Genomic DNA, 23,573 nt, shown 5'->3' on the forward strand with positions numbered 1-23,573 from the left:
TCACCGCGGCACGTCGACGACCCGCTCAGCGCCCACGGTGGGGCGGAGCCGGCCTGCGGTGGCTGCCGCGACGTCGTCGTGCAGCCGGGCCACCTCGTCCGGCGGGACCAGCAGGGTGAGCCGCGCGACCTCCGCGTAGACGGTCTCGCCGACGACGGCGTCCCGGTGCGCGGCCCACTCGCGCAGGAGGTGCTCAAGCCGGCCGGCCTCGGCGTGCGGGGCGTCGAGCGTCACCTCGACCAGGTGGCGGCGCCCGATCACCAGACCGCGGCGCTCCGCGTCGTCGAGCGCCGCGGTCACGGCTCCGGAGTAGGCCCGGACGAGCCCGCCCGCGCCGAGCAGCACCCCGCCGAAGTACCGCGTGACGACGGCGACGACGTCGGTCGTACGACGGTGCCGCAGCACCTCGAGCATCGGGACGCCCGCCGTGCCGGACGGTTCGCCGTCGTCGGAGGAGCGCTGGGTGTCCGCATGGACGCCGAGCACCACGGCGACGCAGTGGTGCCGCGCGTCCCAGTGCTGCTTGCGCAGACGGGCGACGACCACGTCCGCCTCGGTGCCGTCGGCGACGGGAGCCACGTGGGCGAGGAAGCGGGACCGCTTGATCACGAGATCGTGGTCGACGGGCGCCGAGAGGGTGCGGGGCAGGGGCATCCGTCGATCCTACGAGCGCCGACACGCCGATCGATCATCCGACGAAATAGTGTGCCAAGCGCCATCATCGACCCATGGCGAACTCGCACGAGACGACGGACGGACTACCGAGCACGGACGACAGTGCTGCCGTGGGAGAGGTCGGACGCTACCCCCGACCCACGGTCTCGCTCGACGAGGCGGAGTGGGTCTGGCGCCAGCTCTCGGTGGAGGCGCTGCGGCCCGACGGCAAGCCCGAGATCGTGCGCCTCGCGGTGATCGCCGGGCTGACCCGCGCGACCGGGGCGAGGTACGGCGACCTGCTGCGAGTGCGGGCGGAGGACCTCGACCTGGGGCCGGACGGGACCGGACGCGTCGGTGGTGCGCGGCCGACGGGGGAGGGGAGGGTCCTCGTGCGTCACGGCAAGCACCGGACCCTCCGCCGGCACCGCGTCCCGGGGGAGGTCGTGATCGTCCTGAGGCACTGGATGGTGGTCCGCACCGAGCTGGCGGCCGAGCTGGAGGGCTCCGTCCCCCGTGCCTTGCTCCTGACGGTGCACCACACGCACGACAACGGCACGACCGTCTCCAGCGGGCTGCCGATCACGCGGCAGGGGCTGGTGCTGTCCTGGCGGAGGTTCGTCCACCGCACGAACGCTCGCTACGGGGCGACCAGGCCGCCGCTGCCCACCCGGTTCGAGCAGGTGCGTCGCGCCTGGCGGGATGCAGGGCTGACCGATCCCGGTACAGAGGTGACCGAAGAGAAATAGTGTGCCAAGCACCTCCTCCCACCACAGGGCCACCAGGCAGGTCCCCACCCAGCCCCGAGGGCCCCGGGGCCTCAGCCCGTCGAGATGCCCAGCAGAGGCCTGGTGGGGGTGTGCGAAGCGAGCTCCTCGAAGCCCATCCGGTCGTAGAACGCCCGGGCTGACGTGTTGGCCGGGTCGTACCCGAGGTGCACGCCCGGGACACCACGGGCGGCGAGCGCGGCACGCAGCGTGTCCACGAGCCGGCGGCCCAGGCCTCGACCCTGCGCCTCGGGGATCAGGTCGATGTGCAGGTGCGCCGGGTGGGTCTCGAGCTCTCCGTGCTGCAGCCCGCGCACCATGCGCTGCGGGTCGCGGCCGTCGTACAGCAGGGCGTCCTCGGAGTAGCCAGGGTCGGCAGCCGTCGGCGGACCGGCTGCGGGGTGCCGGTCGACGAAGCCCGGCGTCCACTCCCGTTCCCACCACGCCGCGAACTCCGCCGTGTCGGCCACGGCGATGATGTAGCCGAGCAGTCGCCCGTCGTCGACCGACAGCGGCCCGCTGGGTCCGTCGTCGTGCCGGACCACGACGAACGCGAGGTCGGGAGCGTGATCGACGTACGGCAGGGCGTACACCTCGGGCATGAGGTCGTCGTCGGAGTAGACGCCGCGGGCGTCGCCGCCGCCCGCGGCGGTCCGGACGCACACCTCGGCGACGGCGGGACGGTCTGACGGGCGATACGGACGGATCGTGATCTCGCTCATCGGGTCATCGTGGCAGCAGCCACCACGCCAGGGCGAGGAGCGCCCCACCGCCGAGCAGCACGAGGCCGGCGAGCGCAGCACCCGACACCGCCCAGGCGAGCGCTCCGACGGCGCTCGTCACGCCAGCGACGACGAGGTCCCGCGAGCCGCTGCGCCCCAGCACCGCCACCTCGACCCGCGTCCGCCACCCGACATGACCCGCCCACCAGCTCAGGCGCACCGCGAGGTAGGCCAACGGAGCGAGCCAGAGCACAGCGGGATCGAAGGGAGTGGAAGCCGAACCCAGCAGGAGCAGGGCGGACAGGACGACGGCGACGTGCGCGGGGAGCTGTCCCGGGCGTAGCAGCGCCCAGAGGGCCGCACCCGCCACCAACGTCAGCACGAGCCCGGTCATCAGCGACGTGCGCGAGGCGGCCGCCCACACCAGTGCGGCCACGGCGACGGCCGCGGCCGCCCGCAGCACGAGACCCGGTACCGCCGGCCCGTGCTCGACCCGCACGACCGGCAGTGCTCGGGCGCGGCGTCGCCGCACCCAGTCGTGGAGCTCCGCGGTCAGGCTCATCCTGCGACGTCCGGCTGGCGTCCGAACGTCTCGGCCGAGGCGGGTCGTCCAGGCTGCAGCAGCGGTGTCGGGTGCACGCCCCCGAGGATCCCACGCCCGGGCGACCGTGTCAGCCTCGTCCGGGCCCAGGACCGGAACGCCGCAGCCGTCCGTCGACGCCGGTGCGGGCCCCGTCAGCCCGGGTGCCGGACCGACGGGGCGCGGTGCTGCTCCGCAGCCCGCACGAGCGCCTCGAACCGGGCGGGGGCCCCGGTCCGGGCGTCGCCGGCCCACGCCACCACCGGCACGCCCTCGCTCGTCAGCTGCCGCAGCCGGTCCTCGCGCTCCATGCGGGTGACGCGCCAGGCCAGCCGCAGATGAACCTCGTGGACGGGGTGCACTGCCGGCAGCGTGTCGACGACGACGACCTGGTGTCCCTGGTCGCGCCACGTGCGCACCATGTGGAGCGACTCGTCGTCCAGGGCCGTGGTGAACAGGTAGACGATCGCGTCGGCCGGGAGGCGAGGCGGTCGCAGCCGCCGCGCCGGGCTGCCCAGGGGGCTGCTCGTCGCGAGCCCGTGCAGCACCCGCCGCAGGTGCCGCTGGCCCGCGGCGGGCGGCAGGGGGCGTCGGCGCCGGCCCAGGTCCTCGAGACCCACCCGGTCGCCGGACGCGACGACGGCCCGCGCCACCGAGGCGGCGGCGTGCCGGGCCAGGTCCAGCGAGGTCGGCTCGTCGACACGCAGGTCTCCGTTGCCGCGCCACGTCCGCAGGTCCGGCCCGACGTCGTCGCGTGAGTCGAGCACGAGGATCGTGGTGGCCTCCGCCGTGGCGTAGGTGCGCCGGACGTAGAGCTCGTCGAGGGCCGGCGAGCGGCGTGCCGTCGTCCGCCAGTCGATCCGGCGCAACCGATCGCCCGGCGTGAACAGGTGGACGTCGCGCAGCTCGCTGCCGTCCCCGAGCCGCGGGGAGGTGTGCGGACCGGTCAGCCCACGCAGACGTGACGGGAGCGGCACACGCCCCAGCGGCATCGCGGCGGGCAGGACGAGCCGGTCCGGTGCCGTCGAGCGCTCGACGTCCTCCGCCGTCGCGCCCCCTGCTCCATGACCTCGGACGTCGACGACGAACGTGGGCTGCGGTCCCGTGCGCACCGACGCGAGGCCGAGCTCGAGCTCGCGGCGACCCGGTGCGAGCAGGACGTCCAGCGTGCGGTGGCCCGGCGCCGCCACCCGGGAGTGCACGACCTCGACCCCAGCGGGAGGGTCGATCGCGAGCACCGCTGTCAGCTCGCCCGGAGCGGCCGTCTCGTCGGCCGTCGAGATGGCGTGCCGCGTGGGTCGCTCGGGCGTGCGACCCGTCAGCGCGCCAGGCGCACCGCTCCATGCCACCCCGAGCAGCAGAGGAACACCCACCAGCGCGACGTCCGCTCGACCCGTCACCAGACCGACCGCGAGCAGGACCACGGCGACGACGGTTCCCGCGACCCCGTGTGGCGTGCGCCGCCAGACCGGATCGTCGGGGCCCCGCAGGCCGCGCTCCCGTGCGCCGTCCCGCTCGCTCGACGTGAAGCTCACCGACCGGGTCCCACGGTCGCAGGCCCGGGCACCGACGCGAGGAGCTCGCCGACCACCTGCTCAGGGCGCACCGCGGCGGCCCACGCGGTCGGGTTCAGCGTCAGCCGGTGGGCCAGGACGGGGACGGCGACCCGCTTCACGTCCTCGGGCAGCAGGTGGTCGCGCCCGTCGAGCACGGCGACCGCACGTCCCAGCAGCAGCAGGTTCTGCGAGCCGCGGGGCGAGGCCCCGACCTCCAGCGCGGAGTGCGCGCGGGTGGCGGCGGCGAGGTCGACGCAGTAGGTCGCGACGTCGGGGTCGACCTCGACGGCCTCCACGCCCGCCTGCATGGCCAGCACCGTCTCCGCGTCGACGACCCGTCGCACCGGTGCCGCCTCCTGCCGCCGGGCGACACGACGCAGCAGCACGTCGCGCTCCTGGTCGCGGTCCGGGTAGCCGACGGCGAGCCGCACCATGAACCGGTCGAGCTGCGCCTCCGGGAGCGGGTAGGTGCCCTCGTACTCGACCGGGTTCGACGTCGCCACGACGTGGAACGGTCGCGGCAGCGGTCGGGTGACCCCCTCGGCCGACACCTGACGTTCCGCCATGGCCTCCAGGAGCGCGGACTGCGTCTTGGGCGCCGTCCGGTTGATCTCGTCGGCGAGGAACAGGCCCGTGAAGACGGGCCCGGGTCGGAACACGAACTCACGGGTGGCCGGGTCGAAGATGCTGGACCCGGTGACGTCGCTGGGCAGCAGGTCGGGCGTGCACTGCAACCGGGCGAAGTCGAGCCCGAGCGCCGTGGCCAGCGACCGGGCGGCCAGCGTCTTGCCGAGACCGGGCACGTCCTCGAACAGCACGTGCCCCCCGGCGAGCACGGCCGCGAGCGCCAGCTCGAGCGAGTCGCGCATGCCGACGACGGCGGTGCCGATCTCGTCGAGGACGGCGTGTCCGTGCTCGGCGACGTCGGCGACGGGCATCGGGGTGGCGGGGTGGTTCATGCGGGTGGCCTTCCGGTTCGCCGGGCGTCGGTCGGGATGCGTTCGATGGCGTCGAGCCAGCGGTGCAGGCTGCGGGGTGTGGGGGGTCTGCGGGAGCGGATCTGGTCGAGGACGTCGGCGCCGAGGAGCGCGGCGGCGTCGTCGTGGTGGCGCGGGTCGGTCAGGTCGATGCCGTGGGGTGCGAGGCGGTGCTGGGCGAGTGCGGTGACCCGGCGGGTGATGCGGGCGGAGACGTGGCCGTCGCGGGTCAGGGCGGCCCAGCCGAGGTCGGTGACGTCGTGGCGCGCTCCGTGGCGCTGTTCGGTGGGTGGTGCGGGCCAGGCGGACTCGGCGCCGTCGTCGAGCGTGGTCCAGGCGTGCCAGACGGCGAGGGCGCCGGTGGGCAGGAGGAGGGCGTGGACGGGGTCGAGGGTCCCGGTCACGGCGAGCAGGAGGGCGGTCAGGAGGGCGACGGCCCAGGGCAGATGTCGGGTCATGGTGCGGTGGCGCCGGTGTCGAGGCTGCGGGCGATGCGGGTGAGAGCGGTGCGGGCGCTGGTGACGTCGTCGGTGCTGGTGGGGTGGGTGGTGAAGCGGGCGCGCTGGTACAGGGTGCGCAGGGTGGCGACGTCTGCCGGTGGGGCGGGGGTGGTGGCCAGGATGGTCTGGGTGAACTCGGTGGGGGTCTGGGCGGGGTGGCGGGTGGTGCCGTGCTCGGCGGCGGCGTCCTCGAGGGCGATCCAGGCGGCGACGACGGCGTCGTCCGGGGTGCCGACGTCGTCGAGGTGCTGCAGGGCTCGGGTGACGGCGTCGGCGAGCTCGGGCAGCGGGACGGTGGGGGCGTCGGCGGTGGCGAGGTCGCCACTGGTGTCGAGGGTGTCGGGTTCGGGTGCGTCGCGGGGGACGTCCTGCAGGGCGGCGAGGATCTTGCGGCCGGCGGTCCACAGCAGGAGCACGATGATGACGGATCCCAGCACGACGAGGAGGGTCAGGAGGGTGTCGTCGGGGTCGTTGGGGGTGGTGTCGGTGGGGGGCGACGGGGCGGGTGGGGAGGGTTCGGCGGGCGGGGGATCCTGGCCGAGGCCCACCTCGAGGACGGCGGCGGGCACGGAGACCTGCCAGGGGGTGGCGGTGGCGGCGCCGAGGACGACGAGCCCGGTGAGGAGGAGCAGGGCCGCCGGGTGGGTGCGTCGTCCGGGCGGCGTCATGCGAGCAGGTCGTGGGCGTGCTGCCCGGCGACGGCGGCGGCGACGAACGCGGCGGGGTCGGTGTCCAGGCCGCGGCCCATGGTGGACAGCCGGACGGGGGCACGGTGGAGCGCCTCGAGAAGCTCGGTGGTGGCGGGGACGTCGACGAGGCGGTGCCGGGCGCCGAGCGTGGCGGCCTGGTCGTGGACGCGCCGGGTCAGTTCTGCTCCCCAGCCCGGGCGGTCCTGCAGGGCGGCCTCGGGGTGGGGCACGACGACGTCGGCGGGGGCGAGCGCCACCCGCCCGTAGGCGGTCAGGGAGTGGTGCGAGATGCCGAGGTGCCGGTCGCGCGCGTCGGCGCCGGAGACCCGCAGGGAGGCGACGGGCCGGCCGGCAAGGGTGGCGGCGGCGTTGACCGCCTCGCCGGCGGTGACGCCGGAGAAGCCCCAGCGGGTCCCGGTGCCGAGGTTGCCCGGGCCTTGCGCCACGACGACGAGGTCGGCACCGAGGACGTGGTGCGCGGCGAGCAGACCGGTGTGCACGGTGACGGCCTCGTGGTCGCCGCCGAACGCCTGGCCGACGGTGATGGTGGACTCGAGCCAGCCGTGCTCGCGCAGCGCGGCGACGGTGCGCGAGAACGCGGCGGGCAGCGCACCGCCGTCGGTCATGACGTAGGCGACCCGTGGCGCCGGGGTGCCGGCGAGCTCCGCGGCGTGCCGGGCTCCGGCGATGATCGCGGGGACGGCGGAGTGCAGGTCGGCGACGATGACGGGTGTGGCGGCCAGGTCGTCGGCGTCACGCAGCACGCCGTGATGCTCGGACTCCTGCTCGTCCACGCCGAGCACCATCGCCTGCAGCGGCGTGTAGCGGGCCTTGACGAGGTGGCCGGGTCCGGGGGGCGGGTCGGCCGGGACGGCGCGGGGGTCCGCGGGAGCCACGACGAGGCCGTACCCGCCGGTGCCGAGGCCGCGGGCGAGCGCCGAGACGTTCAGCGCGAGCCGGTCGCCGACGTCGGGGTCTCCGACGAGGCCGGTGTAGGCCAGGGCGCGGATCTCGCTGGTCCCGGCGTGGCCGTCGGGGGCGGGCAGCGGTTCGCCGAGCCGGACGGTGAGCTCGCGCGCGCCGGGCCAGGTACGGCCGCGGGCGGTCACTGTGCCGGTGCGCCAGGTCACGTGGTCGGCGGCAGTTCGTCGGTGGGTCGGCCCTGTCGTCACCCGTGGAAGCGTACCTGGGACTACCGTGGTGGCCGATGGCAGGTGATGACGCGGCGGGCGACCCGCCGACCCGACCGGACGAGCGTCTGCTGAACCTCGTCATCGCCCTGGTGAACACCTCGGCGGCCATGACGAAGCAGCAGGTGCGCTCGGGCGTGCACGGATACGACGGCGCTCCCTCCACGGAGGCGTTCGAGCGGATGTTCGAGCGTGACAAGGACACGTTGCGTGCGCTCGGTGTGCCGATCGTCACGGTCGAGGGCTCCGGGCACAGCGAGGAGGTCGGCTACCGGATCGACAACGAGGCCTACGCGCTGCCCCCGGTCGACCTGACCCCGGCGGAGCTGGGCGTGGTCTCCCTGGCGGCACAGCTGTGGTCGGACAAGACCCTGCGCACGGACATGTCTCGCGCGATGACGAAGCTGGCGGCCGCCGGGGCGGCGGACGCCGCGGGCGACGCGGTCGCCGGGCTGACGCCACGGCTGCGGGCCGCGGGCGACGCCTACGGTCCGCTGCTCGAGGCGGTCTCGGAGCGCCGGGTGGCCACGTTCCGCTACCGCGCGGCGAACACCGGTCAGGTGCGCACGCGCACGGTCGAGCCGTGGCGGATCGCCGCCCGCGGTGGCGCCTGGTACGTCATCGGTCACGACCGGGACCGGGAGGCCACCAGGGTGTTCCGGCTGTCCCGCATCGACGGCCGGGTCCGCGTGGGCGCCGCGCCCGGTGCGTTCACCATCCCCGACCGCGTCGACGTCGACGCCGCGCTGGGCGCGCACGTCGGGGCGGAGCGCACGGCGCTGCTCGCCGTCGTGCCCGAGCGCGCCCCCGCGTTGCGAGCGCGCGCCGGCGAGCCGGCCGGAGCGGTGCCGCGAGCGCCGCAGGGCCGTGACGTCGTGGCGGTGCGGTTCCGGTCGATGACGGCTCTGGCGGACGAGGTCGCCGGTTACGGCGCGGCGGTGGTGGCCCTGGAGCCGGCCGAGCTGCGCGCGGAGGTGCGGCGCCGGTTGACGGCCGCGGCGGGCCTGGACGGTAGGAGCCTGGACGGGGCCGAGACCGGCTCCACGGACCGGGCGGGGGAGCGTCATGGCTGAGCGGGCGGACGACCGGCTGGTACGGCTGCTGGGCATCGTGGCCTACCTGGACGGGGCCGGGCCGGTAGGCGTGGACGAGCTCGCACGGCAGTTCGGCGTGACGTCGGAACGCATCCGTCAGGACATCGACGCGCTGTGGGTCTCTGGCACGCCGGGGTACATGCCGGACGACCTGATCGACTTCGACGCCTACTCCCTGGAGGAGGGCCTGGTCTCGCTGACCCAGGGCCGCGGTCTGACGCGGCCGCTGCGGCTGGGCACGCGCGAGGCGGTGGCGCTGGTGGCGGCGCTGCGGGCGATGCACACCACCCCGGCGGTGCAGGCGGACACGGAGCGTGCCGCGGTGGTGGCCTCGGCGCTGGACAAGCTGACGGCGGCCACGGGAGAGGCGGCCCAGGCGGTGGACGTGCGCCTGGGCGGCGTGGGGGACGCGCGGCTGCTGGGGGTCCTGGCGCACGCGGTCGCGGCGGGCCGGCGGGTGCGGCTGCGGTACGTCGACGCGGCGGACACCGTCAGCGAGCGTGACGTCGACCCGGTACGCCTGGTGACGCAGGACGACGCGACCTACCTGGTGGGCTGGTGCTACCGGGCGGTGGGTCGGCGCACGTTCCGGGTCGATCGGGTGCTGGCGGCCGTGCCGACGGGCGAGGCGGTGCAGGTTCGCGACGTGGACGGCGACGTGGACGTGTTCGCCCACGTGGCGGCCGAGGCGGGGCAGTCGGCCCAGGTGGCGGTGCTGCGGCTGGCCTCGCCCGCCCGCTGGGTCGCCGAGGAGGTGCCGGTCGAGTCGGTCACCGATCTGCCCGACGGCTCGTTCGAGGTGCGGCTGCGGGTGACGAACCCGGCGTGGCTGCGCCGACTGCTGCTGACGAACGCGCCGGACGTCCTGGCCGTGGAGCCGCGCGACGTCGCCGCGGACGTGGCCGGCGCGGCCCGTGAGGCCCTCGCCGCCTCCGACGACCTGCCGGAGCTAGGCTGAGCGCATGCCAGGTTGGGGATGGGTTCTGCTCGTGGTGTGCGCACTGGCGTTCCTGGGCTGGATCGCCTGGGGCGTGGTGCGATCAGGGCTGGCGCTGCTGCGCGAGGCGGCCGCCGCGGGCCGGACGTTCGGCGACGCCTCCGAGCGGGTCTCCGACGCCGTCGCGCGGGCCGAGGCGCAGCGGGCCGACACCTCCGCGACGATGTTCGACCCGCCCGCGAGCCTGCACGCACGCGTCGAGGGACGCCGTCGTGCCCGGGCCCGACGCCGCGGCGAGCGCCGCGCCCGCCAGAGCGCCACCTGGCAGGTCTGGCGTTCCGGCACCTGGCTGGAACGTCGCCGTGCGGTTCCACCGCCGCGCGAGGTGGGCATAGACTGATCGGGCGCCTGCATGGCCCGCACCGAACGCTTGGGAGTTGAAGTCCGTGGGTATCTTCCGAAACCCCGCCGTCATCATCACGCTCATCCTGCTCGTCGTGGTGCTCTTCGGTGCGCGACGTCTGCCGGACGTCGCCAGGAGCGTCGGTTCCTCCCTGAAGATCTTCAAGAAGGAGGTGCGTGAGCTGCGGGACGACGACGAGGACGAGCCGGGGCGCAGCACCCCCGAGCAGGGCGGGACGGGCACCGGCACGGACAGCACCACCACGGCGGCCTCGCGGGCCTCCACCACCAGCGCGAGCGACCCGGTTCCCGGCTCGGGCGAGCACCGGAACGCCTGAGGGGTCCACCGTGCCCCGCACCCCCCGGGACCCCGAGGGGCGCATGCCGCTGCGCGAGCACCTGGTCGAGGTCCGCAAGCGCGTCGTGCGCATCGCGCTGGGCCTGCTCGCCGGCGCCGTCCTCGGCTGGATCCTCTACGACCCGCTCCTGGCGGCGCTCGTCCAGCCGCTGCACGAGGCCGCCGAGCGCCGCGGCGCCCTCATCGGGCTCAACTTCGACGGCGTGGCGACCGCGATCGACATGCAGGTCAAGGTCTCACTGTTCCTCGGTGTCCTGGTCTCCAGCCCTTGGTGGCTCTACCAGGTCTTCGCCTTCATCAACCCCGGTCTGACCCGCACCGAGCGGCGGTACGTGTACGGCTTCCTGTTCGCCGCCGTGCCGATGTTCCTCGCCGGGGCAGCCCTGGCCTGGTACGTCCTGCCCATGGTCGTGACGGTGCTCAACGACTTCGTGCCGGAGGGCAGCTCCAACCTCGTCGGCGCGCAGCTGTACCTGAGCTTCGTCATGCGCCTCATCCTGGCCTGCGGCATCGCGTTCCTCGTGCCGGTGTTCATGGTGGTGCTGAACCTCATGGGCACCGTGCGCGCCCGCACCTGGCTCGCCGGCTGGCGGTGGGCGATCCTCGTGTCGTTCATCTTCTCGGCGATCGTCACCCCCACCATGGACGTGCTGAGCATGTTCGCGATCGCCGGCCCCATCTGCGCCCTGTACTTCATCGCGACCGGCATCTGCTTCCTGCACGACCGGCGCGTCGACCGGCGCCGCGTCGCACCGACCGGGTGACACGGGCCGACCGCGGACGACGGCTGGGCGTCGTGGTCAACCCGGTCGCCGGCGGCGGACGCGGCGCCCGCGCAGGCCGGGAGATCCTCGGCCTCCTGCGAGCCGGCGGGCACACGGTGACCGACCTGTCCGGCAGCGACGTCGTCCAGGCCGCGGCGCACGCCCGCCGTGCGGTCGCCGCCGGGGACGTGGACGCGCTGGTCGTCGTCGGCGGCGACGGCATGGTCCACCTGGGCGCGCAGGCCGTCGCCGGCACGGGCACCCCGCTCGGGATCGTGGCGGTCGGCACCGGCAACGACTTCGCGACCTGCCTCGGTCTGCCCGTGCGCGACCACGCCGCCGCCGGCGCCGGACTGCTGTCCGCGCTGGCCGCCGGGACCGAGCGCGCCGTCGACGCGATCCACGTCACGGTGCCGGGACGAGCCGACCGTTGGGTCGCGGGCGCCGTGTCCGCGGGCCTGGACGCCGCCGTGAACGCTCGCGCCAACGCCATGCGCCGTCCCCGCGGACCCTCGCGCTACACCCTGGCCGCGCTGGCCGAGCTTGCCGCCTTCCGCGCCTGGGCCTACACCCTGCACCTGGAGGGCGTGACCGACGACGACGGTCTGCCCCTGAGCGGGTCGGGCGACGGCGGGCCCGGAGCCACCTGGACCGGCCGTGCGGCGATGGTGACCGCCGCGAACACCGACCGGATCGGCGGTGGCATCCGGGTCGCGCCCCACGCCAGCACCGACGACGGCCTCCTCGACGTGCTCGTGGCGCCCGTGCTCACCCGCGCCGGCGCCGCGATCGCCTTTGCGCTGATGTTCTCCGGACGCCACGTGCGCCGCCGTGACGTGCACCTGCTGCGGGCCCGCGCCGTCACGATCGCCCCCGCGCCGCCGCCCGCACGAGACCTGCCGGCCGGGACCGGCGCGCTGCCCGAGGCCCACGGCGACGGCGAACGGCTCGGACCGTTGCCCGTGACCGCCCGGGCCGTGCGCGGAGCACTGCGGGTGCTGACCGACGGGCGCTCCTGAACCGTCGCTCGCGGCGCTCCGCGCAGAGCGCCGAGCAGCGGGAGGACGGCAGATGCGCCGTAAGGTGGCGAGCATGACGGCCGACCTCAGCCCCGCCGAGCGGTATGCCGCCGCTCGAGCCCGCTCCGCCCGCGACAAGGCCGACGCCGTCGGCGAGCTCGGCCGGTTCCGCACGGCGCTCGACTTCGAGCTCGACCCGTTCCAGGCCGACGCGTGCGCCGCCCTGGAGGCCGGCCGTGGCGTGCTGGTCGCGGCACCGACCGGCGCCGGCAAGACCGTCGTGGGCGAGTTCGCCGTGCACCTGGCGCTGGCGTCCGGCACCAAGGCCTTCTACACCACGCCCATCAAGGCGCTGAGCAACCAGAAGTTCAACGACCTGGCGCGGCGCCACGGCGCCCAGAACGTCGGCCTGCTCACCGGCGACACCTCCATCAACGCCGACGCCCCGGTGGTCGTGATGACCACCGAGGTGCTGCGCAACATGCTGTACGCAGGCTCGACGGCGCTCGAAGGGCTGTCCTACGTCGTCATGGACGAGGTGCACTACCTTGCCGACCGGTTCCGCGGCCCGGTGTGGGAAGAGGTGATCATCCACCTTCCCGGCCACGTCCAGCTGGTCTCGCTGTCCGCGACCGTGTCCAACGCCGAGGAGTTCGGCGACTGGCTGGCCACCGTGCGCGGCGACACCGCCGTCGTGGTCAGCGAGCGCCGTCCGGTGCCCCTGTGGCAGCACGTCATCACCGCACCCACGGAGCCGCGTGGTGTGCCGCGCCTGTTCGACCTGTACGCCGGGCACGTCGACCCGACCGCCCCGGGCACGAACCCGCCGATCGACCCTGACCTGGCACGGCTGTTCCGCACCCACGGACGGTCCGACGGCGGCTCCCCGCGCGGGCGTCGGAGTCGCGGCGACCGGGGCTACCGGGGTCGCGGCGGGGCGCGTCCGGCCGGGGGTGCGGTGCCGCAGCGTCGCACGCCGCGGCGCTTCGGCGTGGTCGAGGCGCTCGACTCCGACGCGCTGCTGCCGGCGATCTACTTCATCTTCTCCCGGGCGGGGTGCGAGGGGGCGGTCGAGCAGTGCCTCGGCGCGGGCCTGCGCCTGACGGACGCGGAGGAGGAGGCGGAGATCCGGCGCGTGATCGACGAGCGCACGGTGACGATCCCGCCGGAGGACCTGGAGGTGCTCGGGTTCTGGTCCTGGCAGCACGCGCTGTGCCGGGGGATCGCCGCGCACCACGCGGGCCTGCTGCCGGTGTTCAAGGAGACGGTCGAGGAGCTGTTCGCCCGCGGGCTGGTCAAGGTGGTCTTCGCCACCGAGACGCTGGCGCTGGGCATCAACATGCCTGCCCGCTCGGTCGTGCTCGAGAAGCTCGTCAAGTGGGACGGCACCGCCCACCAGCCGGTCACGCCGGGGGAGTACACCCAGCTGACCGGGCGTGCCGGGCGTCGCGGCATCGACGTCGAGGGGCACGCGGTGGTGGTGGACCACCTGGGCCTGGACCCGGTGGCGCTGGCCGGGCTGGCGTCCCGGCGTCTGTACCCGCTGCGCTCGAGCTTTCGCCCCACCTACAACATGGCGGTCAACCTGGTCAGCCAGGTCGGCGCCGAGCGGGCGCGCGAGGTCCTCGAGACGAGCTTCGCGCAGTTCCAGGCCGACCGTGGCGTGGTGGGGCTGGCCAAGCAGGCCCAGGCGCACGCCGAGGCGTTGGAGGGGTACTTCGAGGCCATGACGTGCGAGCGCGGCGACTTCGCGCAGTACATGGCGATCCGCCGAGCCCTGAGCGACCGTGAGAAGGAGCTCTCGCGCGCCGAGCAGGGTGCCCGGCGTGCCGACGCGGTCGCCTCGCTGGAGAAGCTGCGCCGTGGCGACGTCGTCGAGGTGCCCACGGGGCGCCGTCGCGGGTACGTGGTGGTGCTGGACCCCGGCCGCGGCGAGGGCGGGTTCGACGGACCGCGCCCCACGGTGCTCACCCAGGAGAAGCAGGTCAAGAAGCTCACGCTGGCCGACGTGCCCGACGGGGTGCGTACCGTGACGAGGGTCAAGATCCCGTCGGGGTTCAACCCGCGCAAGCCGGACTCGCGGCGCGACCTGGCCTCCTCGATGCGCAGCGCCCTGGGCGCGTTCTCTGACGACGGCGGCAGCGGGCGGGCACCCGGGCGCCCCGGACGGCGGGGCGACGCCGCCTCGGACGCGCGCGTGCAGCGGCTGCGCACCGAGCTGCGCGAGCATCCCTGCCACGGCTGCCCCGAGCGCGACGACCACGCCCGGTGGGCGCAGCGGGCCGAGAAGCTGCGCCGCGAGCACGCCACCCTCGTGCGACGCATCGAGGGCCGGACGGGTTCCATCGCGCGCACGTTCGACCGCACCTGCGCCCTGCTCAGCGAGCTCGGCTACCTGGGCCGCGACGAGTCCGGCGCCCTGGCGGTGACCGACGAGGGACGCTGGCTGCGCCGGCTGTACGCGGAGGACGACCTGCTGCTGGCCGAGTGCCTGCGCCAGGGCACGTGGGACGGGCTGCATCCCGCCGAGCTCGCCGCGGCGGTCTCCGCGGTGGTCTACTCGGGCCGCCGCGACGAGGTGGGCGAGCCGTACCTGCCGGGCGGCCCTCAGGGCCGGCTCGCCACGGCGCTGGACGCCACGGCGCACGTCTGGGCGCAGATCACCGCGCTGGAGGCCACCCACCACCTGGAGGCCACCGGGCCGCTGGACCCCGGCCTGGCCGGGGCCGTGCACCGGTGGGCCTCGGGCAAGAGCCTGGACGCGGTGCTGCGCGGCACCGACGTCGCCGCCGGGGACTTCGTGCGGTGGTGCAAGCAGGTCGTCGACGTCCTCGACCAGCTCGCCGTCGCCGCGCCGCGGCCCGCGGTGCGGGCGTCTGCCCGCAAGGCGCAGGACGGCGTCCTGCGCGGGGTGGTGGCCTACTCGAGCCTGTGATCGTGACGGCATCGTGAACCGGCGCATGACGGTCGGGCCGACCGGGTGCTCTAGGCTTTCGGCCGTGACCTCCACCCTGTACCGCAACGGTGTCGTCCACTCGGCCGCGGACCCGTTCGCCGAGGCGATCCTCGTCGACGACGGGGTCGTGGCCTGGCTCGGCGCCGAGGACACCGCGGCGGGCCTGGCCGCCCGCGCCGACCACGTGGTCGACCTCGACGGGGCGCTGGTGACACCCGGGTTCGTCGACTCCCACCTGCACACCCTGGAGACGGGACTCGCGCTGGAGTCGGTGGACCTGACACCCGGCGCGGTCGGAGACCTGCCCGACGCCCTCGACGCCCTGGCGGCCGGGGCCCGCCGCCTGGAGGCCCGCGACCCGGGCGGCACCCAGGTCCTGCTCGCCTTCGGCTGGGACGAGCACGCCTGGCCCGCCGGTCGCGCCCCCCACCTGGGCGAGCTCGACGCCGCCACCGGCGGGCGCCCGACGCTGGCAGTCCGCGTGGACGGCCACACGGCGCTCGTGTCCACCACGTTCGCGGCCGCCACCGGCCTCGACCACGACCTGTCGTGGGACGGTTCCGGCGTCGTCACGGGCGAGAGCTACGTCCGTGCCCGCGCCGCCGCCCACGACGTCGACCCGGCACGCCGCACCCGTGCCTACCGGCAGGCCCTGCGCCAGGCGGCCTCGCACGGCATCGTGTCCCTGCACGAGATGAGCGCGCCGCACGTGGACACCCGTGCCGGGCTGACCGAGCTGATGGCCCTCGCGGCCGACCCCGCCGAGCCGCTGCCGCACGTCGTCGCCTACCGCGGCGAGCTGTGCGAGTCGGCCGACGACGCCCGCAGCCTGCGGGCGCAGCTGCCGTTCCTGACCGGCGTCGGTGGGGACCTGGCGGTCGACGGCTCGATCGGCTCGCGCACCGCCGCCATGCGTTCGGCGTACGCCGACCTGCCGTACCCCACGGCGTCCGGCACCTCGACGAACGGTCGGCTCTTCCTCTCGGCGGAGCAGGTCGCCACCCACCTGGTCGCCTGCTCCGAGGCCGGGCTGCAGGGCGGTTTCCACGTCATCGGCGACCGCGCGATGGACGAGGTCGTGCGCGGCCTGGAGCTCGCCGCCGACCGCGCCGGCGCCGGGCCGGTGCGCAGCGGCCACCACCGCGTGGAGCACGCCATGCTGGTCGACGCCGGTGCCCTGGCCGCGCTGCTCCTGTACGGGGTGGCGCTGTCGATCCAGCCCGCGTACGACGCCACGTGGGGCGGACCGCGCGGGATGTACGCCAGCCGGCTGGGCGGGCCGCGCGCGTCGAGCCTGTCGCCGTTCGCCGACCTGGCCGGTGCGGGGGTGCCCCTGGCGTTCGGCTCCGACTCGCCGGTGACGCGGGTGGACCCCTGGGCCGCGGTGCGCGGCGCCATCAGCCATGCCGACCCCGCGCAGCGGATCAGCGCACGCGCTGCGTTCCGCGCCCACTCGCGCGGCGGGTGGCGGCTCGCGGGCCTCGACCACACCGGCGCCGGAGAGCTGCGGGTGGGCGCGCCCGCCCACCTCGCGGTCTGGCGTGCCGACTCCCTGGCCGTGCAGTCCGCGCCCGGCCGGCTGTCCCAGTGGAACCCCGAGGCGCGTTCGGGTCAGCCGCTGCTGCCCGACCTGTCACCAGGCATGCCGACGCCGCAGTGCCTGCGTACCGTGCGCGACGGCGTCGTCCTGTTCGACGCGATCGACGCCTGAGCCCGTGGTGACCATCCTGACCCCCGACAGCGACCGCGCGGCCACCGCACCGCCGTCGACCGCGGCTCGAAGCGGCCTGTGGACCTCCCGACCGGCCACCCTGCTCCTCGCGGTGGCGGCCGGGTGCGCCTGGTGGGCCGCGTTCCCCGACGTCGGCGCCTGGCCGCTGGCGTTCGTCGGCGTCGGCCTGCTGTACGCCGCACTGCGCCGTGACGGTCGCCGCGCTGCCGGGTGGAACGCCCTGGTCGGGTTCGTCGCGATGCTGACGTTCTGGCTCCCGCACATCTGGTGGGCCAACTTCGCCACCGACACCGTCCCGTGGCTTGCCCTGTCGATGCTGCAGGCGAGCTTCGGGGCGCTGCTCGGCGCGCTGTGGACGTGGGCGCGCCGGCTGCCGTGGCTACGCCTGCGCGGCGAGGCCACCACCGTGCGCTCCTGGGGCCGGGCCGTCGCGCACGCGGGCGCGTTCGCGGTGGTCCTCGTGGCCGTCGAGCAGTGGCGGTCCGAGGCCCCGTTCGGAGGCTTTCCCTGGGGGCGCCTGGCCTGGACCATGGTGGACGCGCCCACGGGACGCGCCGCGTGGCTCGGAGGGACCACGCTGGTCTCCCTGCTCGTGGCCCTCGCCGGCGTCCTCGGGGCGCTGGCCGTGGGGCGTACGGTGGCCGCCTGGCGCACCCGGACCGGTCCGGCCTCGTCCCGACGAGCCCTCGCCGGGGCCGCCGGACTGCTCGCCGTCGGTGTGCTGTGCGTGGTGGCACCGGCCGCGCTGCCGTTGCCGGCCGGGTCGGGCCCGGCACCCGTACGCACCGCGGACCTGGACTCCACGGTGGTCGACGCCGGCACCTCGACCCACGAGACCGACGGTCCCGTCCTGCTCGCCGGCGCGGTGCAGGGCAACGTGGCCGAGCCCGGCCTGGGTTCGTTCGCCAACCGGGCGGAGGTCCTGAACAACCACCTCGCGGGGACCTCCGTCCTGGCCGGGCGCGGCGAGGACCTCGACGTCGTGCTGTGGCCGGAGAACGGTTCCGACCTGGATCCGCAGGAGGCGCCCGAGGTCGCCGCGGCGCTCGACGACGCCGCCACCGCCGTGGACGCCCCGATCCTGGTGGGTGCCCAGGAGTATCCCGAGACCGGCGGGCGGTACAACGTCTCGCTGCTGTGGCAGGCGGGTCAGGGCGTCACCGACCGGTACGCCAAGCAGCACCCCGCGCCGTTCGGGGAGTACATCCCGTTGCGCAGCTTCGTGCGGATCTTCTCCGACCAGGTCGACCGGGTCACCAACGACATGCTCGCGGGGACCGAGCCCGCGGTGATCGACCTGCCGCGCGACGACGGCTCCACCGTGCCGATGGCGACCATCATCTGCTTCGAGGTCGCCTACGACGAGATCGTGCGCGACGCGGTGGTCCGCGGCGCCCAACTGCTCGTGGTGCCGACCAACAACGCCTCGTTCGGCTACACGGCCGAGTCCACCCAGCAGCTCGCCATGACGCGGATGCAGGCGATGACCACCGGCCGGGCCGCCGTGCAGATCTCCACCGTCGGGGTCTCCGGCGTCGTCGCCCCGGACGGCACGCTGATGGCCCGGACCGGTCTGTTCACCGCCGACCAGCTCGTCGCGGCGCTGCCCCTGCGCACCACCCTGACCCCTGCCGTGCAGGCCGGCTTCTGGCCGGGCTGGACGGTCGGCGGGCTCGCTGTCCTGCTCGTCGGCGGAGGTCTGGTCACCGCGGTCCGCGAGCGCCGCGCCCGGGGTCAGTGATGCGGACGCTGGTGGTCGTGCCGACCTATGACGAGCGCGAGTCGTTGCCGGTGCTGCTGGACGGGCTGCGGGCCGCGGCGCCGGAGGTCGACGTGCTGGTGGTCGACGACGCGTCGCCGGACGGCACCGGCGAGCTGGCCGCGCGCCGGGCGAGCGAGGACGACCGGGTGCACGTGCTGCACCGCGCGGGCAAGGGGGGTCTGGGCGCGGCGTACGTGGCGGGGTTCGGCTGGGGGCTCGACCGCGGCTACGACGTGCTGTGCGAGATGGACGCGGACGGGTCGCACCGGCCCGAGGAGCTGGCGCGTCTGCTGGGCCGGCTCGCGGCGGACGACGCCCCGGCCCTGGTGATCGGGTCGCGGTGGGTGCCCGGCGGCCGGGTGGTCGACTGGCCGTGGCACCGGCTCCTGCTGTCGCGGGCGGGCAACACCTATGTGCGCCTCGCGCTGGGTATCGGGGTGCGCGACGCGACCGGCGGATTCCGCGCGTTCCGCGCGGCCACGTTGCGGGGCCTCGAGCTCGCGCAGGTGGAGTCGCACGGCTACTGCTTCCAGGTCGACATGACCTGGCGGGTGCTGCGCGGCGGGGGAGCGGTGGCGGAGGTGCCCATCACGTTCGTGGAGCGTGCGGCGGGCGTCTCGAAGATGTCGCGCTCGATCGTGGCCGAGGCGCTGCGCAAGGTCACGCTGTGGGGCCTGCGGCACCGGTGGGGCCAGGTGCGCGGGCTGTTCTCCTCGCGCTGACGCCGCTCACCACCGGTCGGGGACGACGAAGTGCGGCCATCGACGGAGGACCGCACTCGTCACCTCGGCGGCGGGCTGCCCGCCGCCGGCTCGTGTCAGGCCGAGCGGCGCAGCTTTCCGGTGCGCAGCAGCTCGAGGCGCTCGTCGAGCAGCTCTTCGAGCTCGGACACCGAGCGGCGCTCGAGCAGCATGTCCCAGTGGGTGCGCTGCGGCTTGGTCGGCTTGGCCTCGGGACGCTCCGCGTCGCGCAGCAGCGCCTCGGCGCCGCACTGGCACTCCCACAGCGGGGGAACCTCGGCCTCGGTGGAGAACGGAAGAATGATGGTGTGCCCGTTGGGGCAGTCGTAGTGCGCCTGGAACCGCGGGGCGAAGTCCACGCCCTCGTCGGACTCCATGCTCTTGCTGCCGATGCTCATGCCGCGCAGGGAGCGGTCAGCCATGTCGTCCTCCACAGGTCAAGGGGTTAAAGGGGCCTAGGTGTCCAACGCGCACCTGACGGCGGTTGTTCCGTCGCGGCGTGAAGAACCGGTGAAGCGTACCGGCTCGCCCCGGCGGGGCAGCGTGCAGGTCAAGGCTGGCCAGCGCGAGCCCGGCACGCAAGTCGAGACCGGGCGTAGGGTGCCCGTTGTGGGTGACGTCACGCCGTCGTCCCTCGGTGGCGCGGGCGGGGGCCGGGAACAATGGGGCCGGTGGACGGGTTGAGACCGTCGGTACATGCAAACGCATGAATCCGTGAGCGATCCTGGGAGTCATCGTGCAGTTCGGCATCTTCTCCGTCTCCGACGTCACGTCCGACCCGACCACCGGGCGGGCACCGGACGACACGGAGCGCGTGCGCAACATGCTCACCATCGCGCGGCACGCCGACGAGGCAGGGCTCGACGTCTTCGCCACGGGCGAGCACCACAACCCCCCGTTCGTGGCCTCCAGCCCCACCACCATGCTCGGCTACCTGGCCGGGGTGACGAAGAACATCACCCTGTCCACCGCCACCACGCTGATCACCACCAACGACCCGGTCCGCCTGGCCGAGGAGTACGCGATGCTCCAGGTGATCTCCGACGGGCGCATGGACCTGATGATGGGCCGCGGCAACACCGGCCCCGTCTACCCCTGGTTCGGTCAGGACATCCGCAACGGGATCCCGCTGGCCGTCGAGAACTATGCGCTGCTGCGCCGGCTGTGGACCGAGGACGTCGTGGACTGGGAGGGCAAGTTCCGTACCCCGCTGCAGGGCTTCACCTCGACGCCCCGTCCGCTGGACGGCGTGGCGCCGTTCGTGTGGCACGGCTCGATCCGCTCCCCGGAGATCGCCGAGCAGGCCGCCTACTACGGCGACGGGTTCCTGCACAACAACATCTTCTGGCCGATGCACCACACGCGCCAGATGGTGCGCTTCTACCGCCAGCGCTACGAGCACCACGGCCACGGGCGTGCCGACCAGGCGATCGTCGGCCTGGGCGGGCAGGCGTTCATGCGCAAGCGCTCCCAGGACGCGTGGAACGAGTTCCGGCCCTACTTCGACAACGCCCCCGTCTACGGGCACGGGCCGTCGATGGAGGACTTCACGCAGCAGACCCCGCTGACCGTGGGCTCGCCGCAGCAGGTCATCGACCGCTACGCGTCCTTCGTCGAGGACGTCGGCTACTACCAGCGCCAGCTGTTCCTCGTCGACCACGCCGGCCTGCCCCTGAAGACGGTGCTCGAACAGATCGACCTGCTGGCGGGCGAGGTCGTGCCCGAGCTGCGCAAGATCGTCGAGGCCAAGCGCCCCGCCGAGGACGTGCCGCTGAACCCGCCCACGCACGCCGAGCGCGTGGCGGCCGCGGCGGCGTCCGGCGAGGCCGGCGCCACGCACGTGGGCGATGCCACCGACCCCTACACGGGCACGGTCGCCGAGGGCGGCCGCCCGAACGACCCGACGCACGTCACGCAGGAGGCCCGCGCATGACCACGTCCGAGCAGTCCCGCACGATCGCCATCGTCTCGGCCGGGCTGTCCCAGCCGTCGTCGACCCGGCTGCTGGCCGACCGCCTCGCCGACGCCGCGGTGCGCGAGCTCGAAGACCTCGGCCACCCGGTCCGTGTCGAGAACATCGAGCTGCGCGACCTCGCGCACCCCGTGGTCGACGCGATGCTCACCGGCTTCGCCACCGGCGACCTGGCCCGTGCCCAGGAGGCGGTGACCGGCGCTGACGGCGTCATCGCCGTCACCCCGGTGTTCACCTCGAGCTTCTCGGGGCTGTTCAAGTCGTTCTGGGACATCCTCGACCCCGACGCGCTGAGCGGCATGCCCGTGCTCCTCGGTGCGACCGGTGGCACGGCGCGGCACTCCCTGGCGCTGGAGTACGCGGTGCGGCCCCTGTTCACCTACCTGCACGCCGACACCGTGCCCACCAGCGTGTTCGCGGCCACCGACGACTGGGCCGCGAGCGCCGCGGACACGGGCGCCGGGCTGCCGCGCCGGATCGAGCGGGCGGGACGCGAGTTCGCCCGCCGCGCGGCACAGCGCCAGGACGACGGCCCCGCGGACCCGTTCGCGTCGACGCCGAGCTTCACCGAGCTGCTCGGCGGCAGCTGACGACCGAGCGACCATCGACGTGCAGCGCAGATTGCGTGGACACGCCTGCCCACATTGCGCGATCTCGGGCGTATCGAGCTGGTCGCGCAGAGTAGGTTGCACGCTCGCTGGAGGCCCCGAGTTGAAGGCGTCTGTCGGGGCTGCTGGGATGGTGCGTGTGATTCCGGACCCCGAGGTCGTTCGTCATTCGATTGCCGCCGGTCGACGGCACACCGTCGGACTTCGGGCTGACGGCACCGTGGTCGCCGTCGGTGCGGACACCGCCGGGGAGTGCAGGACGTCGACGTGGCGCGATGTCGTCGCCGTGGACGCCGGCAGCGTGCACGTGGCCCGCAACACCGGCAAGTCCCACACGCTGGGCCTCGGAGCCGACGGAACCGTTCGGGCCTGCGGCTGGAACAACCACGGCCAATGCGAGGTGCAGAGCTGGCAGGACATCGTGGCGGTCGCCGCGGGGTGGCGCTTCAGTGTGGGGCTACGCAGCGACGGGACCGCCATCGCCACCGAACGCATGGCGCATGCGGGACTCCACAACTGGCGCGAAGTGCGTGAGATCACGTGCGGGGACTGGCACGTCGTGGCACGTCGGTCCGACGGGACCGCCTGCGCCGCGGGGAGCGACACGTGGGGCCAGTGCGATGTCCGTGACTGGACCGGGCTCACCGGGCTCGCCGCCGGATACCTACACACCCTCGGCCTCACGCAGGACGGCCGCGTCCACGCCACCGGCCACCCGGCGTTCTGGACGGGCTGCGAGCGGTGGACGGACATCGTGGCCGTGGCCGCAGGCGGTTACCACAGCGTCGGCCTCACTGCCGAGGGCAACGTCGTCACAGCGGGAAGTGCCGAGCTAGGGCAGTACGCCGTTTCCGAATGGCAGGACATCGTGGCCGTGGCAGCCGGTGGCGCGCACACCGTGGGGCTGCGCGCGGACGGATCCGTCGTCGCCACCGGTGACGACAGCCACGGTCAACTGCAGACCGCAGCCTGGCGCCTCAGCTGACACGACACGAAAACCAGGGAATCTAGGCTGCACGTGACCTGCCCGGTCGTCGAGGACGGCGCCAGGCGCGCGATAGGCTCGGCGCCATGCGCGTTCTCGTCTCCGGCGGCGCCGGCTACATCGGCTCCCACACCGTCCTCTCCCTGGTCGCCTCCGGTCACGACGTCGTCGTCGTCGACGACTTCTCCAACGCCAAGCCGGCCGTGATCGGCCGGCTCGAGGCGCTGTCCGGCACTCACGTGCCCGTGCACGCGATCGACCTCACCGACGCCGAGAAGACCGACCTGCTGTTCGCCCACGAGCGCTTCGACGCGGTGGTGCACTTCGCGGGACTCAAGGCCGTGGGGGAGTCGGTCGCCAAGCCGCTGGAGTACTACCGGAACAACCTCGACTCGACGCTGTCGCTGCTGGCGGCGATGCGCCGCCACGACGTGCACAGGCTCGTGTTCTCCTCCTCGGCCACGGTCTACGGCGAGCGGGCTCCCGTGCCCTACCGCGAGGACTGGGAGCACCTGTCGTCCTCGTCGCCGTACGGGCAGACGAAGGTGATGATCGAGCGCATCATGACCGACGTCGCCGCCGCGACCGACGGGCTGCGGATCGCGCTGC

24 protein-coding genes are annotated in these 23,573 nt (G+C 74.3%); 15 read left to right on the plus strand and 9 right to left on the minus strand.

What is annotated here, in order from left to right:
* Positions 1–654 (minus strand): IMPACT family protein, encoded by a 654-nt coding sequence (locus tag ACWAT2_RS00705; RefSeq protein WP_402371881.1) that lies wholly within the window; start codon positions 652–654, stop codon positions 1–3.
* Positions 655–728: 74 nt separating this feature from the next.
* Between ACWAT2_RS00705 and ACWAT2_RS00710 the strand changes: the two genes are divergently transcribed.
* Positions 729–1,403, plus strand: a complete 675-nt coding sequence (locus ACWAT2_RS00710) for a hypothetical protein (protein ID WP_402371880.1) — start codon at positions 729–731, stop codon at positions 1,401–1,403.
* A gap of 71 nt (positions 1,404–1,474) precedes the next feature.
* Here ACWAT2_RS00710 and ACWAT2_RS00715 read toward each other — a convergent pair whose 3' ends face one another.
* From ACWAT2_RS00715 to ACWAT2_RS00745, 7 genes are all read right to left on the minus strand, one after another.
* The gene (locus ACWAT2_RS00715; RefSeq protein WP_402371879.1) at positions 1,475–2,143 is read right to left on the minus strand and encodes a GNAT family N-acetyltransferase; all 669 of its coding nucleotides are present in this window, start codon (positions 2,141–2,143) and stop codon (positions 1,475–1,477) included.
* Between the two features lie 4 nt (positions 2,144–2,147).
* Positions 2,148–2,705, minus strand: a complete 558-nt coding sequence (locus ACWAT2_RS00720) for a hypothetical protein (RefSeq protein ID WP_402371878.1) — start codon at positions 2,703–2,705, stop codon at positions 2,148–2,150.
* Between the two features lie 173 nt (positions 2,706–2,878).
* On the minus strand, positions 2,879–4,258 hold the full coding sequence (locus ACWAT2_RS00725) for a DUF58 domain-containing protein (RefSeq protein WP_402371877.1): 1,380 nt from the start codon (positions 4,256–4,258) through the stop codon (positions 2,879–2,881).
* Positions 4,255–5,238, minus strand: coding sequence for an AAA family ATPase (locus ACWAT2_RS00730; protein ID WP_402371876.1), 984 nt, complete (start codon positions 5,236–5,238; stop codon positions 4,255–4,257). Before ACWAT2_RS00730 ends, ACWAT2_RS00725 begins: the two co-directional genes overlap by 4 nt.
* A complete protein-coding gene (locus ACWAT2_RS00735) occupies positions 5,235–5,714 on the minus strand; it encodes a hypothetical protein (protein ID WP_402371874.1) in 480 nt (159 codons plus the stop codon). Before ACWAT2_RS00735 ends, ACWAT2_RS00730 begins: the two co-directional genes overlap by 4 nt.
* Positions 5,711–6,424 (minus strand): DUF4129 domain-containing protein, encoded by a 714-nt coding sequence (locus ACWAT2_RS00740; RefSeq protein WP_402371873.1) that lies wholly within the window; start codon positions 6,422–6,424, stop codon positions 5,711–5,713. Before ACWAT2_RS00740 ends, ACWAT2_RS00735 begins: the two co-directional genes overlap by 4 nt.
* Positions 6,421–7,617, minus strand: coding sequence for a DUF3866 family protein (locus tag ACWAT2_RS00745; protein ID WP_402371872.1), 1,197 nt, complete (start codon positions 7,615–7,617; stop codon positions 6,421–6,423). Before ACWAT2_RS00745 ends, ACWAT2_RS00740 begins: the two co-directional genes overlap by 4 nt.
* A 35-nt stretch (positions 7,618–7,652) precedes the next feature.
* On the opposite strand from ACWAT2_RS00745, the gene ACWAT2_RS00750 reads away from it, so the two are divergent.
* The 10 genes from ACWAT2_RS00750 (at position 7,653) to ACWAT2_RS00795 (ending at position 19,381) form a co-directional block, all read left to right on the plus strand.
* On the plus strand, positions 7,653–8,708 hold the full coding sequence (locus ACWAT2_RS00750; RefSeq protein WP_402371870.1) for a helix-turn-helix transcriptional regulator: 1,056 nt from the start codon (positions 7,653–7,655) through the stop codon (positions 8,706–8,708).
* The gene (locus tag ACWAT2_RS00755; RefSeq protein ID WP_402371869.1) at positions 8,701–9,687 is read left to right on the plus strand and encodes a helix-turn-helix transcriptional regulator; all 987 of its coding nucleotides are present in this window, start codon (positions 8,701–8,703) and stop codon (positions 9,685–9,687) included. Before ACWAT2_RS00750 ends, ACWAT2_RS00755 begins: the two co-directional genes overlap by 8 nt.
* A 4-nt stretch (positions 9,688–9,691) precedes the next feature.
* Positions 9,692–10,066, plus strand: coding sequence for a hypothetical protein (locus ACWAT2_RS00760; RefSeq protein WP_402371867.1), 375 nt, complete (start codon positions 9,692–9,694; stop codon positions 10,064–10,066).
* A 46-nt stretch (positions 10,067–10,112) separates the two neighbouring features.
* Positions 10,113–10,406 (plus strand): twin-arginine translocase TatA/TatE family subunit, encoded by a 294-nt coding sequence (locus ACWAT2_RS00765; RefSeq protein ID WP_402371865.1) that lies wholly within the window; start codon positions 10,113–10,115, stop codon positions 10,404–10,406.
* A 10-nt stretch (positions 10,407–10,416) separates the two neighbouring features.
* A complete protein-coding gene (gene tatC, locus ACWAT2_RS00770) occupies positions 10,417–11,190 on the plus strand; it encodes a twin-arginine translocase subunit TatC (protein WP_402371864.1) in 774 nt (257 codons plus the stop codon).
* Entirely contained in the window at positions 11,187–12,209 is a 1,023-nt protein-coding gene (locus tag ACWAT2_RS00775; RefSeq protein ID WP_402371862.1) for a diacylglycerol/lipid kinase family protein, read from the plus strand. Before tatC ends, ACWAT2_RS00775 begins: the two co-directional genes overlap by 4 nt.
* Before the next feature lie 73 nt (positions 12,210–12,282).
* The gene (locus tag ACWAT2_RS00780) at positions 12,283–15,144 is read left to right on the plus strand and encodes a DEAD/DEAH box helicase (protein WP_402371861.1); all 2,862 of its coding nucleotides are present in this window, start codon (positions 12,283–12,285) and stop codon (positions 15,142–15,144) included.
* A 64-nt stretch (positions 15,145–15,208) separates the two neighbouring features.
* Entirely contained in the window at positions 15,209–16,876 is a 1,668-nt protein-coding gene (locus ACWAT2_RS00785; RefSeq protein ID WP_402371860.1) for an amidohydrolase, read from the plus strand.
* A 7-nt stretch (positions 16,877–16,883) separates the two neighbouring features.
* On the plus strand, positions 16,884–18,638 hold the full coding sequence (lnt, locus tag ACWAT2_RS00790) for an apolipoprotein N-acyltransferase (RefSeq protein ID WP_402371858.1): 1,755 nt from the start codon (positions 16,884–16,886) through the stop codon (positions 18,636–18,638).
* The gene (locus ACWAT2_RS00795; RefSeq protein ID WP_402371856.1) at positions 18,638–19,381 is read left to right on the plus strand and encodes a polyprenol monophosphomannose synthase; all 744 of its coding nucleotides are present in this window, start codon (positions 18,638–18,640) and stop codon (positions 19,379–19,381) included. The genes lnt and ACWAT2_RS00795 overlap by 1 nt, the downstream gene beginning before the upstream one ends.
* A 95-nt stretch (positions 19,382–19,476) precedes the next feature.
* Here the strand turns inward: ACWAT2_RS00795 and ACWAT2_RS00800 are convergent, their stop codons facing one another.
* Positions 19,477–19,821 (minus strand): RNA polymerase-binding protein RbpA, encoded by a 345-nt coding sequence (locus ACWAT2_RS00800; protein ID WP_402371854.1) that lies wholly within the window; start codon positions 19,819–19,821, stop codon positions 19,477–19,479.
* 314 nt (positions 19,822–20,135) lie between these two features.
* On the opposite strand from ACWAT2_RS00800, the gene ACWAT2_RS00805 reads away from it, so the two are divergent.
* The 4 genes from ACWAT2_RS00805 to ACWAT2_RS00820 form a co-directional block, all read left to right on the plus strand.
* Positions 20,136–21,332: an LLM class flavin-dependent oxidoreductase gene (locus ACWAT2_RS00805; protein WP_402371853.1), complete on the plus strand. Its 1,197-nt coding sequence runs from the start codon at positions 20,136–20,138 to the stop codon at positions 21,330–21,332.
* The gene (locus ACWAT2_RS00810) at positions 21,329–21,961 is read left to right on the plus strand and encodes an FMN reductase (RefSeq protein WP_402371851.1); all 633 of its coding nucleotides are present in this window, start codon (positions 21,329–21,331) and stop codon (positions 21,959–21,961) included. Before ACWAT2_RS00805 ends, ACWAT2_RS00810 begins: the two co-directional genes overlap by 4 nt.
* A gap of 148 nt (positions 21,962–22,109) precedes the next feature.
* On the plus strand, positions 22,110–22,964 hold the full coding sequence (locus tag ACWAT2_RS00815; protein ID WP_480048341.1) for an RCC1 domain-containing protein: 855 nt from the start codon (positions 22,110–22,112) through the stop codon (positions 22,962–22,964).
* 86 nt (positions 22,965–23,050) lie between these two features.
* On the plus strand, positions 23,051–23,573 hold a 523-nt coding region (locus tag ACWAT2_RS00820; RefSeq protein ID WP_480048343.1), incomplete at its 3' end, for an NAD-dependent epimerase/dehydratase family protein.

Source organism: Isoptericola sp. GX10416 (assembly GCF_056590155.1).

Coding starts and splice junctions, on each gene's coding strand:
- ACWAT2_RS00705 (WP_402371881.1), bottom strand. CDS start 654: ATGCCCCTGCCCCGCACCCTCTCGGCGCCCGTCGACCACGATCTCGTG.
- ACWAT2_RS00710 (WP_402371880.1), top strand. CDS start 729: ATGGCGAACTCGCACGAGACGACGGACGGACTACCGAGCACGGACGAC.
- ACWAT2_RS00715 (WP_402371879.1), bottom strand. CDS start 2,143: ATGAGCGAGATCACGATCCGTCCGTATCGCCCGTCAGACCGTCCCGCC.
- ACWAT2_RS00720 (WP_402371878.1), bottom strand. CDS start 2,705: ATGAGCCTGACCGCGGAGCTCCACGACTGGGTGCGGCGACGCCGCGCC.
- ACWAT2_RS00730 (WP_402371876.1), bottom strand. CDS start 5,238: ATGAACCACCCCGCCACCCCGATGCCCGTCGCCGACGTCGCCGAGCAC.
- ACWAT2_RS00735 (WP_402371874.1), bottom strand. CDS start 5,714: ATGACCCGACATCTGCCCTGGGCCGTCGCCCTCCTGACCGCCCTCCTG.
- ACWAT2_RS00740 (WP_402371873.1), bottom strand. CDS start 6,424: ATGACGCCGCCCGGACGACGCACCCACCCGGCGGCCCTGCTCCTCCTC.
- ACWAT2_RS00750 (WP_402371870.1), top strand. CDS start 7,653: ATGGCAGGTGATGACGCGGCGGGCGACCCGCCGACCCGACCGGACGAG.
- ACWAT2_RS00755 (WP_402371869.1), top strand. CDS start 8,701: ATGGCTGAGCGGGCGGACGACCGGCTGGTACGGCTGCTGGGCATCGTG.
- ACWAT2_RS00760 (WP_402371867.1), top strand. CDS start 9,692: ATGCCAGGTTGGGGATGGGTTCTGCTCGTGGTGTGCGCACTGGCGTTC.
- ACWAT2_RS00780 (WP_402371861.1), top strand. CDS start 12,283: ATGACGGCCGACCTCAGCCCCGCCGAGCGGTATGCCGCCGCTCGAGCC.
- ACWAT2_RS00795 (WP_402371856.1), top strand. CDS start 18,638: ATGCGGACGCTGGTGGTCGTGCCGACCTATGACGAGCGCGAGTCGTTG.
- ACWAT2_RS00800 (WP_402371854.1), bottom strand. CDS start 19,821: ATGGCTGACCGCTCCCTGCGCGGCATGAGCATCGGCAGCAAGAGCATG.
- ACWAT2_RS00810 (WP_402371851.1), top strand. CDS start 21,329: ATGACCACGTCCGAGCAGTCCCGCACGATCGCCATCGTCTCGGCCGGG.
- ACWAT2_RS00815 (WP_480048341.1), top strand. CDS start 22,110: ATGGTGCGTGTGATTCCGGACCCCGAGGTCGTTCGTCATTCGATTGCC.